Origin of the sequence: Streptomyces sp. NPDC006512 (assembly GCF_040611935.1) — a bacterium.
Lineage (GTDB): Bacteria > Actinomycetota > Actinomycetes > Streptomycetales > Streptomycetaceae > Streptomyces.
On record NZ_JBEXPG010000027.1, the window covers coordinates 72478 to 85066 of the forward strand.

The following is a 12589-nucleotide window of genomic DNA, read 5'->3' on the forward strand; positions in this document are numbered from 1 at the left end:
CCGGAGCAAGTGTTGACCGGAGCAGCCATCGCTACGGCTGCGGGCATCTCACGGCGGGCCGCGGTGTTCCATGTCTCCTACTTGGCCGAGTGCGGCCGACTGGAGAAGGGCCGTCGCACGCCCACCACGCTGGAAGTCGCCCTTTCTCGGTGGGCGGCAGGCTCTCCCCTGGACTGGGTTGCGGGGGCTGGGTTGCCCTGCCGTATGTGCTCCCGCCTGTTGCTCGTCCTGGCCACGCTGGCGAAGGGCCAGTGGACCGTTCAGACGCGCGCGGAAGATATCGCCGCTGCCCTGGGCAGAGACGAGAGAACCGCGCGTGAGCACTGGCCGTCCTCACCGGTCGACGTGCTCACGCGCGTCCCCAGGTCGGCTCGCTGCTGCGTGCCGAGACGATCCCGGGAACCGCGGGTTACGGCGGGCAATTGATCACTCTCCTGCCCCGTCCCGTGTACCAGGGAAGCTGACTCTCCAGAAGCGCGGCTGAAGCCCCATCAGAGTCTCCAGGGACTTTTCCCCCGCCAGGGAGGCTCTGATCGGCGCCTGGTGGGGTGCAGGGGGCTTAGAACGGGGCATCCGTGGCTTGTGTGTGTTCGGCCGTGAGCCATGCCCCAGTCATCCGGGAGGCTACGGCTGCCAGGTCTGCCGCCTGTGCCTCCCTTCGCCGATCCGCCTTCCACACGCTCATCCGGTGTCGAACGCCCTCTTCGAGCGCCGTTCCGTACAGGCCTTCCGCCACCAGGGCGGGACGAAGGCCTTCCCAGCGCCAGGCCAGCACGACCAGGTAGAAGACGGTCACCATGCCGAGGGAGACGAGGAAGGAGAGGGGACCCTTCACCGATCCCTCGGCCGCGGCCACCTGCACGTGCAGCTGGTCCCGGGCCAGCAGCCAGGAAACGCCGAGCAGCAGCCAGGTCGCCGGGGTCGGGCCGAAACGGTGCATGAGGTACATCAGTACGCCGGCGGCGAAGAATGGGGCCGGAGAGGCTGCCCCAGTAAACGATCTTGATGTCTGTTGGGTTATTTCGGTGGTGCTGCTCACCAGCAGATCTGACGGCGCATCACAGTGTCAGAGGCATGCGAGAACATCTTCTTGACGTCCGGGCTAGCCGCAGGTAGACCCACTCGTCCAGGAGAGTGCGGAGTTTGCCGCTCGCGCCGAGCTTGGTCAGCACGGCTTTCCAAGCCAGTCCCTTGCGGTAGGCCCAGGCGTTGTCGGTGAGGACCCGTTCGATGCGGGTGATGCCGAGGGTGTGGGCGAGGACTGCGGCGGGTAGTTCGGTCGCGAGCTGGAACAGCGAAGCATCACCGGGGCCGGTCCCAGCGGCCCGGCTGCGTGCTGTGGCTCATCGGGCTGGTGTGCCTGGCTGAACCGGCCAGCTCAACCGGGTTCTTCTGGCGCGTTTCCAGGGCGGCGCACCTCCCAGCGGGAGATGCCGCCGTGCTCCTCGGCGACGTACAGCGTGCCGTCCGGGGCGAAAGCCAGACCGTGGGGTTCGCGGTTGGGGGCCGCCAGGGGGTGCTCGGTGAGCTTGCCGTCCGGGGTGACGGAGCCGATCCGGCCGGTGCCCCACTCGGTGAACCAGCAGGTCCCGTCCGGGGCGACCGCGACGGCGTGGGGGCGGCAGTCGGCCTCCGGCAGCGCGAACTCGGCGAACTCCACGCCTGCTGTCTCGCCGGTCGTGAACCGCCCGATCCGGCCGGTGCCGATCTGGGCGAACCACAGGCTCCCGTCCGGGCCGACCGCGAGCCCGACCGGGGCGGCGCCGGGCGTGGGCAGGGGGTGGAGCCGGACCTCGCCGGAGACGGTGATCCGGCCGATGGCGTTCGCCTGGTTGAGGGTGAACCACAGGGCCCCGTCGTGTCCCGCAGTGAGGAAGGACGGGAATCCGCCCTCGCACGGCAGCGGGAACTCCACGATCCGGCCGTCCATGCCGATCCGGCCGATGCGGTCGGAGTTCGTGCAGGTGAACCACAAGGCGCCGTCGGGTCCGGCCGCGATCCCGTACGGGCCGCCCGCGCCGCCGGGCAGCTCGTACGAGCGGCTCTCGCCGTCCACCGTGATCCGGCCGATCCGGTGGTCGCGGTACCGGGTGAACCACAGCGCGCCGTCCGGTCCGGCGGTGATCAGGGTGGGACCGCAGTCGGCGGAGTCCAGTACGAACTCCTCGACGCAGCCGGTCGACGGGGTGAGGCGGGCGATGCGCCCGGAGCGGACGAGGGTGCACCACAGCCGGCCGTCCGGTCCGACGGCGAGCGCGTACGGGCCGGAGTGCGGGGTGGGGAGGTCGAGGGTGCCCAGCGGGCTTACGGAGGTGGTCAAGTGGGGGCGTCCTATCGGTAGGGCGGGGAGGGGCGGGCCCGTTGTCACGGGCAGGTGGCGGCTGCGGCTGGTTCCGGTGCCGTGGCGTGCAGGGCAAGCCGGTCGCCCGACCAGCGGGCGCACAGCCGTCGGTCGTGGCTGACCACGACCACCGCGCCGGCGAACCGGGCCAAGGCCTCCTCCAGCTCCTCCGCCAGCGCGGGAGAGAGGTGGTTCGTGGGCTCGTCCAGCAGCAGGACGTCGACCGGTTCGGTGACCAGGCGGGCCAGGGCCAGCCGCTGCCGCTGTCCGACGGACAGGGAGCCGACGGGAGCGGACAGCCGGTCGCGGGCGAACAGGCCCAGTGAGAGGAGTTGTTCGGCGTGCTCCTCGGGGGTCCCGGGGCGGCCCTCGGCGTAGGCCGCGAGCAGCGTTCCGCGGCCCGTGCCGGCATCGGTGTGCTGGGCCAGCAGTCCGATCCGGCCGTGCCGTACGACCTGCCCGCGGTCGGGGGCCAGGGTGCCGGCCAGTACGTGCAGCAGGGTGCTCTTGCCCGCCCCGTTCGGGCCCGTGACCAGCAGTCGGCCGCCGACCGGCACGTTCACGTCCACCAGCGCGAGCCGCCCCTCGACCGCGACGCCCGCCGCGGCCAGCAGCACCCCTCGCGCGTCCCCGGAGCCGGCGGGCGTTCCGGGGTCGGCGGCAGCAGTGGCAGCGTTGCGCGGTACCGCGGTGAACCGCAGCGGGTCCGCGGGGGCCGGCACCGGCCGGGCCAACAGCCGGGCGAGGCGTTCCTCGGCGTTGCGGACCCGGCTCGCGAGGGACTGCTGGACCCGGCCGGCGGCGCGGTCGTATGCCATCTTGTTGCCGTCTTTCATGGCACGGCCGGGCGCTACCCGGCGGGCGGTGACGGCGGCGGCCGCGCGCAGCCGGGCCGCCTCGGCCCGCCAGGCGGTGTGGGCCTCGGCGCGGCGGCGCCGGTCGGCGGCGCGCTCGGCGAGGTAGCCGGCGTAGCCGTTGCCGTACCGCACGGTCCGGTGCAGGTCGCCATCGACGTCCAGGAGGGAGGTGGCGACGCGTTCCAGGAAGGCCCGGTCGTGGGAGACGGCGACCGTTATGCCGCGCCGGGCGCGCAGGTGGTCCTCCAGCCAGGTCAGGGCGGCGCCGTCGAGGTGGTTGGTGGGCTCGTCGAGGAGCAGCACCTCCGGGGCGGCGGCCAGCAGTACGGCGAGGCGTAGGCGTACGGCCTCGCCGCCGGACAGGCCGCCGACGGCGCACTCGCGAGGCAGGGCCGGCAGGCCGAGGCCGTGCAGGGAGCGCTCCACGCGGGCGTCGGCGTCGTACCCGCCGCGCAGTTCGAAGGCGGTGAGGGTGTCGGCGTACGCGCTGAGGGTCTTGGCGGTGGCGTCGCCGTCGGCCATACGGGCCTCCATCCGGCGCAGGTCCCGCTCCAGGGCACGCAGCTCGGCGAGGGCGCGGTCGACCACCTGCTGGACGGTCAGATGCGGGGCGAGGTCCTCTTCTTGTGCGAGGTAGCCGACGCCGCCTTCGGCGTGCAGGACGACCTCGCCGCGGTCGGGGCGCTCGGACCCGGCCAACAGCCGGAGCAGGGTGGACTTGCCGGAGCCGTTCTCGCCGACGATGCCGAGGCGTTCGCCGACGGGGACGGAGCAGTCGACGGAGTCGAGGACCAGGCGGCCGTTGTAGGACTTGGTGAGGTCAGATGCGGTGAGCTGTGCAGTCATGGGGCGGCTCCAGGGGTTCGGGGGTCGTCGCGGCGGCGGTGTGGTGGGCGGTGGCGTGGTGGATGAGCACGGGAGTTCTCCTTTAAGGCGACGAATGTTGCGTTAAAATGCTGACATGGATTCCCCTGCGCAGGCAAGCGAAGGTTCCGGCCAACAGGAACCGGCCGAACTGGCCACGACACGGCGCCGGACCGGCGGCCGGAGCGCCCGCGTCCGCGTCCAGGTGCTGGAGGCGGCGGGCGCGCTGCTCCTGGAGGCCGGGTACGACGGGCTCACGGTCGACGCGGTCGCGGAACGCGCCGGCGTCCACCGCACGACCGTCTACCGGCGCTGGGGCGACGTCGGTCGCCTGCTGGCCGACGTACTCGACGCCGCGTCCGACGACACGTGGAGCCCACCGGACACCGGGTCACTGGAGAACGACCTGACCGCCCTCAACCAGGAGGTGTACGAGGCGCTGGCGGGTGGCGGGCCGAACGTGACCACGGCCCTGATCGCCGCCGGGTTCCGGTCGGCGGAAGCGGCAGCGGCACTGTCGCGGTTCTGGGAGGACCGCTACGAGCGCTGTGCGGTGGTCGTCACCCGCGCGGCCGACCGGGGAGAGCTGCCCGGCCCGGCCGACAGCCGGGCGCTGCTGGTCGCCGCGACCGCCCCGCTCTACCACGAACTGCTGCTGCTCCGCACCGCCCCGGACCCGACGCTGCCGCGCCGCGCCGCCGCGGCCTCCGCGGCGGCGGCCCGGGCCGGCGCCTTCGAAGGCGCGAACCCCAGCCCCGACCGGTGACCGCCGCCCACCCGTTGGTGCACGCCGGCCTCAGTCGTGGCCGACAAGTGCCAAGGGGTGGGCGGTGGTTGCCAGTCGCTGGTGGAGTTCACGTTTTCGATTGGCGCGGCGCGGCGGCGGACGGAGCTGGATGGTCGTCAGTGTTCCTCAATGGGGTGGAGCCGGTCCGCCGCCGCAGCGATGGTGGCGGCCCGGGCGAGCAGGGCTTGGTAGTGGCTCCGGTCGGGGTGTGCGGTGAGGCGGGCCGCTGTCCCAGCAGGCTGAGACCCCAGCGAGGCTCTGCATGCTCGGTGCCGACGGACATGGCAAGACGACGCTGGCCGCGGAGATCAGTTCGGAAGGAGGCCGCCCAGAAGCGCGCCGAGGCGTATGCGCCGCCGACGGACTGGCAGCCGATCTGGAAGCGTCCTCGGAAGCCGAAGTCCATCAAGGCGAAGAAGGAGGGCTGGCCAAGCAGCGCAAGCGCCTCAAGGCGGCCGGTGTCCAACGGTTCTACGGCGCCCAGGCGCGCCGGCCCCAGCCCCGGCAGAACCGCATCGGCAGCGCCGCCGCCCGCCGCGACGCCCGCGCCCTGTCCCGGATGCGGCACGCGAACGCCTGGCTGTGGTGACAACGCTGGCCATCGTCCACCGAGTGGACCGCCCGGAGTCCGGCAGCTCGCAACGCGTGGGCGCACCTTCTGTGGCTGAGGCCCAAGATGGCACCCGTAGTGAGAACGTGGAGCATTGGATGAGAGCCGTGGGTCGCCGTCGAGCAAATCTTTCGCGGGGATGTCACACTCGGGGCCGCTCGTTGCTCTAAGACCCAGACGCAGCGCACAGCGCACTGCACGGTCAAGGGGTGGTCTGCGGGATCAGCACTACCGCCCGGCCTCCCACTTGCCCGGGCGCCGGACGGGCTGAGCAACGTTCCTCGGCGAGCTGCTCGGTCATCCGTTCAAGGACCCGTTCGGCGACGGCGGGTTCGTCCCGTTCGGTCCGCACTTCCGCCAGCTGTTTGGCCAGCTGGTCTTCGAGTTCGTCCAGTTCCGCACGCCGCGCGGTGATCCGTTCCAGCAGTTCGGGATCCAGCATGCACCGGATCGTAGAGGGCCGACGATCCTCAGCGGGGAAGAACCGGACGCTCAGCTCCCTGCTTGTGCTGCCGAGCGCTTGTTCAAGAACTGCTTCGCTACTTCGGCTGCTTCCCTGCTGAGTTCCTCGAAGGAGACTCCCCAGCTCTCCTCTCAGCCGTCCAGGTTGTGTGCGCAGTGGACCAGTGGCTCCAGCATTTCGGGGTTGCCGAGGTCCTCGTCCATGTCTGCCCAGATGAGGCGGGTGCCGGCGGCGGCATCCAGCCCCTCACGGCGAGGCGGCGTGAGGGCCAGTTGCCGCACGCGGGGTGGTCGGGGTCGGTGACGAAGGGGCCCACGGTCGCAGCTTTCCACAACTCCCCCGCAGGGCCCTTACACGTGGGCGTACAACCGTGGTGTGGATCACGTCCGTTAGCGGCAGATAAAGACGAACCGCCCAGGTTGGGCGCATTGCTGATGGGTCGTCTACCCGCGTAGGAAAGGGGCGGCGCGACACACCAGCAATGTCCTGCCTCCGGGGTGCGGGGGTGGGGCCAGAAGGGACATGTCTTGTTTGGCACGTCCAAATCCAGAAGGAAAAACGTTCTTTCCCGGGTGGCCATAGGCACGGCGGCGATGCTGCTGTTCAGTGCCGGCGGGGTGGCCGAGGCAGCCGAGGCCCCGGCCGCGGCGGCGAAGCCCGACCCCAATGCGGCACCGCCCAAGGTGCACGGGCCGGAGAAGGCGACGCGGGCCGCCACGGCGGGCGCGCGTCCTGCCTCGGGCAAGACTCCCAAGGCTGCGCCGCTGTCGCGGAACGCGGCGCCTGGCGGTTTCCAACGGGTGACCTCGCAAAAGGTGCAGCTCACGAACACGGTGACCGACCCCGACGGGGATCAGGTCAACCTCACGTTCGAGGTGTGGACGGCGGATGCCGCCGGGAAGCCGGTCACCAAGGTCAAGCTGGACGACTCCACGTATGGGGTCATCGTCTCCCCGTATGTGGCATCGGGGGGCACGGCGAAGGTTGATATTCCGGCGGGCAGGCTGGCGCTGAACACGAACTACGTGTTCCGCACCAACGCCTACGACGGCTCGCTGTACGAGACGGTGTGGTCTCCGTGGGCAAAGTTCCGTGTGGAGCTGCCCGTGGATCTCACCCTGCCGGCACCGAACTATGCGAGCCCGAACCCGAACCATTTCGACGCGCAGCAGCCTCACTACTACCAGACGAAGCCTCTCGGCCAGCCGGGTACGCCGCTGTCGGCGCGGCCCACGGACGCGGCGAAGGATGCGGTGGAGCAGTGCAGTGAGCCGGATGAGACCGGCCGTCAGGTGTGCTTCGGGAAGTCGACCCCAGAGCCCAAGGGCAAGGCGCCCCACGCGTCCGCGAAGGCGGGTGTGGCTGCGGCGACGGCCGGGGTGGAGTGGTGCAACACCGACTTTGAATCGATCCTCGCGACGCGGTTCATTGAGTGCGATGTGCGGTCGGTGCCGGTGATCATCAGCATGGACGGTGTGCCGCAGGCTGTGGCGAAGTTCATGTTCCTGCGGATGATCGAGCTTGACGGACAGAACACGTTCACCGAGCACCTGACGATCGAGCCCGCGCAGCAGATCCCGCCCGCGTTCCGTGAGATCAACTTTGTGGGCTGGAACCACCTGTGTGAGAACTTCTGTACTCCGCAGGAGCAGCCGGCGACGGCGTGGAAGGGTAAGCCGTGGTGGGTGCCGGGTGAGATGCACTCGGCGACGCTGACGACGCCGTACACGTGGGATACGTCGCTGGCCGGTACGGACTACCGGTTCAAGCCGGACATTCAGATCGACGCGAACATTCTCCCCGCCGATGGGAAGATCCGCCCGTTCAAGACCGGCTACCAGTGGTCGCTTGACTACGACGGCGGCACCGAGGATCTCGACCGTATCCGCTGCGACACCCCTGCCGCGGACGCTCCGGCCGGGTCCGTTCCGGGCTGCGTGTTCGTGAATGTCGCTCCGACGTACACGTTCAACGCGAAGGCGTTCCCGCAGGCCGCCGCGCACGCGTGGCTGGTCCAGAAGGCCACGCCGAAGCACCCGGGTTCGATGACGGATCAAAAGCCCCTCTACTACATGGGCGACGGGGCGCAGAACAACCGTTCCCGTGGGCGGATCTGCCCCACCGGGTGGGCCGCGAGCAACGGTGACGCCTCCGCCCTGGTCGACGCGGGCGACACCCTGAACTGTGACGAGTTCGCGTTTGCCTCGTCGTACAACAGCGGCGGCATGTCGTCCACCGAGGGCGGCATCAACCCGGCGATCCCGCCGGGGAAGACCACCCCCAGCGGGGATGCGTGCATTTCGATGTACGCGAAGCAGCACGGCAGCATGATCCACCTGTTCTCGCAGAACGGGGCTGACCCCACCTTCAACGAGGTGTGTGGCCGGGCGGCGATCTCGGGCATGCACAACCAGGAATCCATGGGCGGCCACTTCGCGAACTTCATGAAGCAGATGCGCATCAAGGACAAGGATGCGTACTGGCTGGATACCCGGATCGATGACGGCGCTACCTGCACGTACGGTGTCGGCGGCGGTCAGCCGGTGATCTGCCAGCTCGCTGCGCACTAACACCCGGCACAACAGCGAGCGGCCCCCACCCGGGTTCTGGGTGGGGGCCGCTTCTGTGTGCGCGGGGTCAGGACATCAGGAGGTGGACGGCGGGGAGGTCACCGGCCATCACGGCGGTCTGGTCAATGACGACGTCGGTGTACTTGCCGGCGGCGGTGAACACCAGCTCCGGCAGGCGCGGCCCGTGCTCCTCGTGGTAGGCCACCACCTCGGCCTCACTGGCGTCGGGGATCGAGGGGAACACGGCGCCCTCGGCGGTCAGCGCCAGGTCGAGGAAGCCGCCCCGGCCGGTGGCGGTGCCGAACTCGGCCCGGTAGGCGCGCCCGTCACCGGGGGCGTGGATGAGCGCGGCGGGCGGGCTGTACCGGTTGACGGTCAGGCACAGGATCTCTTCATCCGGGCAGGGGGTCATGGACTTGACCTTGCCTTGGTAGCCGCCTGCCCAGGTGGCCATGTGCCCGTTCTCCAGCACGTACGTCCAATCCCCGCACGTGCCGTACATGGCGTAGCTGAACTGTGCGGTGGGCGGCGAGTCGGGGAGGGGCCGGGTGCGCAGCTCGGACAGGGGAACGCGCTCGCTCAGCTCGTCGAGGTCAGCGCCGAGGTTGATGAGGAACTCGTCCTGATCGACACCTCGGGCGAGGGTGAGGGAGATCCCGGCGTACATGCCACGGGTACCGGGCGGGGTGGGGGTGGTCTGCTGTGCGCCTATCCACGCGATGCCGTCGCTCATGGCGGCCACACTATCGGGCCGGTCTGACAGGGGCAGGGCGGGGAGCAGAGTGCCGGCGGATAGTCGGGAAGATCATCCGCCGATCCCTCCATCTCGACAGCAAGCTGGACGAGGAGACCATCGACGCTCTCCTCGACATGGCCCTGCCGCCCTCCGCGAAACCCTCCGAGAGCTAGCCAGGGAGTCTGGTCAAGCCCAAGGGGAACCTGGGCAAGCCATTCCTGACCGTGGCTTGCCCAGGGGCCGATTACGCCATCGCGGCGGCCACGGTCTCCAGAACGACGAGCTGCTCCGGGTCGACGGGGACGCCGTCGGCTCGGCGCAGCGAGCGCAGTGTGGTCCCGTCGGCGCACAGCCGGCACAACGCGGCCAGAGGAAACGGGATGGCGCCGATGAGGGTGTGCGAGGAGGAGCTGTCGTAGACGGGCCGGTAGCAGCCGGGGCACGGCAGGCAGTCATCTACTTCGTCACCGGGCGGGGTGTCCGGGCCGAGCAGTGGCACGATCCGCAGGAGGTACTCCCCGGCCTCGGCCCACTGCGCCATCGGCCGCTCGGCGGACCGCTCGAAGACGACGTCGTCGCCGTCCGGGCCGTCGCTGGTGCTATTTGTTCTCCTTCCGCCTGTCCTACTCGGGCAAGGCCGTCCATCGTGTCTTCGCGTCCTGCGGGCAGGAGGCCTTCTTCGAAGGGCACGTTCACGCGCTGCGGATGCTGGGCGGGGTCCCGCGGAGCAAGGTCCGCTACGACGACCTGAAGGCCGCCGTCGCCCGGGTGCTGGGGCTGAGCCGGGCCAGGGTGGAGGCCGACCGGTGGATCGCGTTCAGGTCGCACTTTGGGATCGAGAGCTTCTACTGCCGGCCCGGCATCGAGGGCGCCCATGAGAAGGGCGGAGTGGAGGGGCAGATCGGCTACTTCCGCCACAACCACTTCACGCCGGTGCCCGAGGTCGACTCGTTGGCCGAGCTGAACGAGCTGGTCGATCAGTGGGATCTGCACGACGGGCGGCGCAGGATCGGTTCGCAGCCGCGGACCATCGACGAGTACTTCCAGGTCGAGCGCCCGCTGCTGATGCCGTTGCCGGAGGAGTCGTTCGAGACGGGCCGGCTGTTCACTCCGAGGGTCGACCGCTACAGCCAGATCGCGGTCCGCACGAACCGCTACTCGGTGCCGGTCCGGCTGATCGGCAAGCGGGTCCGGGTGGTGCTGCATGCCTCTCACCTGGTGGTTTACGACAGGAACGTGGAGGTGGCACGGCACGAGCGGCTGATCGCGAAAGGCGGCTGCCGCCTGGATCTGGACCACTACCTCGAGGCCCTGATCCGCAAGCCGGGCGCCTTTCCCGGCGCCACCGCGCTCGAGCAGGCCCGCTCCGCGGGCAAGTTCACCCCGGTCCATGACGCCTGGTGGGCAGCGGCGGTCAAGGCCCACGGAGACACCGTCGGCACCAGGGCCCTGATCGAGGTGCTGCTGCTGGCCCGCCGCGTCTCTCACGAGCACCTGGTAGCCGGTCTGGCGACCGCGCTGCGGGCTGGGGCCCTGACCGCGGACGCGGTCGCGCTCGAGGCCCGCAAGGTCGCCCAGGCCGAGGACGAGCCGGCCGGACACCCTTCGCGGACCGGCGCCGCGGGTGAGGCGACGGTGACGTTTCTGCACGAGTGGCGACTCGCGCATCTTCCCCCGGACACCAGGCCGCTGCCCTCGGTGCCCACTACGACCAACTGCTCCGACGCCGTCGCGCCAGCGGCGGTGAACACCGCGAGGGAGAAGCACAGTGACCCTGCCCCGCCAGCGAGGACTGACCGAGCAGGCCGCCACCACGGCCATTGATACCGCCTGCCGCCTACTGCGTCTTCCGTCGATCAGGAACGAGTTCGCCGACATCGCCGACCGGGCGATGAAGGACCAGATGACCTACCGCGGCTTCCTCGCCGAGCTGCTGATGGCCGAGTGCGACGACCGGGCCCGGCGACGGTCGGAACGGCGGATCAAGACGGCCGGGTTCCCCCGGGACAAGTCGTTGCGGACCTTCGACTTCGACGCGAACCCGAACATCGACGCGGCCGCCATCCACACCCTCGCCAGCTGCGAATGGATCAGGAAGAGCCAGCCGCTCTGCCTGATCGGCGACTCCGGAACCGGCAAGTCCCACATGCTGATTGCCTTGGGAACGAGGCCGCGATGGCCGGCTACCGGGTCAAGTACGTGCTGGCGACGAAGCTGGTCAACGAGCTCGTCGAGGCCGCCGACGAGAAGCAGCTGACCAAGACGATCGCCCGCTACGGCCGCGTCGACCTGCTCTGCATTGACGAACTCGGCTACATGGAACTCGACCGCCGCGGCGTCGAACTCCTCTTCCAGGTCCTGACCGAACGCGAGGAGAAGAACAGCGTGGCCATCGCCTCGAACGAGTCCTTCGGCAAAGCGCACATGTTCCGACGAACCTGTGCAAGGCACCGCCTGAACAGCACAGGTTCAAAGGGGATGAGCGAGCCACAGAGGTGGGCGTATCCTGCGGATCATGGCTGCGGTATACGTGCTGGACGGAACACGAATTCGAACGTTGGACGACTTCTGGCAGGCCATCATGGACGCCTTCGACAGTCCAGGGCGCCAGTACTTCGGCAGGAACTTCGATGCCTTTACTGACTGCCTCAGTGGCGGCCCCGGACATCCTGACGTCGACGAGTACGTCGTTGAATGGCGTGACCACGATGTGTCGCGTGATCAGCTCGGATACCCGGAGACGGTGCGCCAGCTGGAAGTTCGTCAGGCTCGGTGCCACCCGTCGAACCGAGCCGCCTTCGCGGCGAGACTGGATGAGGCCCGTGACCAGCGCGGACCGACCGTCTTCGACCAACTGGTCGAGATCTTCGAGAGCCGTGCCCCCGGCGTGTTGCAGCTGTGCTAGCTCACGTGGTCAGACCTCTGGAAGGCGTCCTGCGTCGACATGGTCGGCGAGGTAGATCATGACGCCTTCGGGGTCCATGCCGAGGGCCGCAGCGACGGGGTTTGGATCGAGGGTGTTCACCAGGTCTGCAAGGCGGGTGCAACGCGGAGTCCGAGCCGGAACCCCGGAGGGGTCGAGAACATGGCTGACATAGGCGGTCGAGGCTGCTGCCCGGCCGGATTTGGTGATCTTGGTGACGATCACGTGAGGGTTGTCGGTGCGCTGGTCCGCGGGGTAGGCCAGGCATCGTTGAAGCACCGACCAGCTGACCGGATCCATTCGAGCACGTGCTGGGCACGCTGCAGTCAGCTGACTCCCCCCACACCAATCGGCCACCCCGTACTCGGGGCCGACTCAGACATCGCTCCAGGAGGTCCGCTTGTTCGTGTCCGCCGCCAGCACGTGGCGGCGGACACC

General features: G+C 69.5%; 11 protein-coding genes and 2 pseudogenes. 6 read left to right on the top strand and 7 right to left on the bottom strand.

Going from position 1 to position 12589, the window contains the following annotated elements:
* Positions 1–559 precede the first annotated feature (559 nt).
* The 3 genes from ABZZ17_RS20375 to ABZZ17_RS20385 all read right to left on the bottom strand — a co-directional run bounded on the left by ABZZ17_RS20375 (position 560) and on the right by ABZZ17_RS20385 (position 4044).
* Positions 560–1039 carry a hypothetical protein gene (locus ABZZ17_RS20375; protein WP_356877692.1) on the bottom strand — a complete coding sequence of 160 codons (480 nt, stop codon included), beginning with the start codon at positions 1037–1039 and terminating at the stop codon, positions 560–562.
* Between the two features lie 339 nt (positions 1040–1378).
* The gene (locus tag ABZZ17_RS20380) at positions 1379–2320 is read right to left on the bottom strand and encodes a virginiamycin B lyase (RefSeq protein WP_356877693.1); all 942 of its coding nucleotides are present in this window, start codon (positions 2318–2320) and stop codon (positions 1379–1381) included.
* A gap of 44 nt (positions 2321–2364) precedes the next feature.
* Entirely contained in the window at positions 2365–4044 is a 1680-nt protein-coding gene (locus ABZZ17_RS20385) for an ABC-F family ATP-binding cassette domain-containing protein (RefSeq protein WP_356877694.1), read from the bottom strand.
* 115 nt (positions 4045–4159) lie between these two features.
* On the opposite strand from ABZZ17_RS20385, the gene ABZZ17_RS20390 reads away from it, so the two are divergent.
* Positions 4160–4828: a TetR/AcrR family transcriptional regulator gene (locus ABZZ17_RS20390; protein WP_356877695.1), complete on the top strand. Its 669-nt coding sequence runs from the start codon at positions 4160–4162 to the stop codon at positions 4826–4828.
* Positions 4829–5130: 302 nt separating this feature from the next.
* Positions 5131–5438 (top strand): annotated as a pseudogene (locus tag ABZZ17_RS20395) (hypothetical protein).
* A 223-nt stretch (positions 5439–5661) separates the two neighbouring features.
* On the opposite strand, the gene ABZZ17_RS20400 reads toward ABZZ17_RS20395, so the two are convergent.
* Positions 5662–5901: a hypothetical protein gene (locus ABZZ17_RS20400; protein WP_356877696.1), complete on the bottom strand. Its 240-nt coding sequence runs from the start codon at positions 5899–5901 to the stop codon at positions 5662–5664.
* Positions 5902–6449: 548 nt separating this feature from the next.
* Between ABZZ17_RS20400 and ABZZ17_RS20405 the strand changes: the two genes are divergently transcribed.
* Positions 6450–8492 carry a hypothetical protein gene (locus ABZZ17_RS20405; protein ID WP_356877697.1) on the top strand — a complete coding sequence of 681 codons (2043 nt, stop codon included), beginning with the start codon at positions 6450–6452 and terminating at the stop codon, positions 8490–8492.
* A gap of 67 nt (positions 8493–8559) precedes the next feature.
* On the opposite strand, the gene ABZZ17_RS20410 is transcribed toward ABZZ17_RS20405, so the two are convergent.
* Together ABZZ17_RS20410 and ABZZ17_RS20415 are read right to left on the bottom strand one after the other, a co-directional pair.
* Positions 8560–9225 (bottom strand): hypothetical protein, encoded by a 666-nt coding sequence (locus tag ABZZ17_RS20410; protein ID WP_356877698.1) that lies wholly within the window; start codon positions 9223–9225, stop codon positions 8560–8562.
* A 247-nt stretch (positions 9226–9472) separates the two neighbouring features.
* Positions 9473–9769, bottom strand: coding sequence for a hypothetical protein (locus ABZZ17_RS20415; protein ID WP_356877699.1), 297 nt, complete (start codon positions 9767–9769; stop codon positions 9473–9475).
* Positions 9770–9831: 62 nt separating this feature from the next.
* On the opposite strand from ABZZ17_RS20415, the gene ABZZ17_RS20420 reads away from it, so the two are divergent.
* The 3 genes and pseudogenes from ABZZ17_RS20420 to ABZZ17_RS20430 all read left to right on the top strand — a co-directional run bounded on the left by ABZZ17_RS20420 (position 9832) and on the right by ABZZ17_RS20430 (position 12133).
* Positions 9832–11052 carry a hypothetical protein gene (locus ABZZ17_RS20420; protein WP_356877700.1) on the top strand — a complete coding sequence of 407 codons (1221 nt, stop codon included), beginning with the start codon at positions 9832–9834 and terminating at the stop codon, positions 11050–11052.
* Positions 10997–11643 (top strand): annotated as a pseudogene (gene istB, locus ABZZ17_RS20425) (IS21-like element helper ATPase IstB); the annotation flags it as partial. The gene ABZZ17_RS20420 and the pseudogene istB, both read left to right, overlap by 56 nt.
* Positions 11644–11743: 100 nt before the next feature.
* Positions 11744–12133 carry a barstar family protein gene (locus ABZZ17_RS20430; protein ID WP_356877701.1) on the top strand — a complete coding sequence of 130 codons (390 nt, stop codon included), beginning with the start codon at positions 11744–11746 and terminating at the stop codon, positions 12131–12133.
* 9 nt (positions 12134–12142) lie between these two features.
* Here ABZZ17_RS20430 and ABZZ17_RS20435 read toward each other — a convergent pair whose 3' ends face one another.
* Positions 12143–12376, bottom strand: coding sequence for a hypothetical protein (locus ABZZ17_RS20435; protein ID WP_356877702.1), 234 nt, complete (start codon positions 12374–12376; stop codon positions 12143–12145).
* Positions 12377–12589 lie beyond the last annotated feature (213 nt).

Bases quoted from the DNA above. Each gene is read 5' to 3' on its own strand.
- ABZZ17_RS20385 (WP_356877694.1), bottom strand. From the start codon at position 4,044: ATGACTGCACAGCTCACCGCATCTGACCTCACCAAGTCCTACAACGGC.
- ABZZ17_RS20390 (WP_356877695.1), top strand. From the start codon at position 4,160: ATGGATTCCCCTGCGCAGGCAAGCGAAGGTTCCGGCCAACAGGAACCG.
- ABZZ17_RS20400 (WP_356877696.1), bottom strand. From the start codon at position 5,901: ATGCTGGATCCCGAACTGCTGGAACGGATCACCGCGCGGCGTGCGGAA.
- ABZZ17_RS20410 (WP_356877698.1), bottom strand. From the start codon at position 9,225: ATGAGCGACGGCATCGCGTGGATAGGCGCACAGCAGACCACCCCCACC.
- ABZZ17_RS20415 (WP_356877699.1), bottom strand. From the start codon at position 9,769: ATGGCGCAGTGGGCCGAGGCCGGGGAGTACCTCCTGCGGATCGTGCCA.
- ABZZ17_RS20430 (WP_356877701.1), top strand. From the start codon at position 11,744: ATGGCTGCGGTATACGTGCTGGACGGAACACGAATTCGAACGTTGGAC.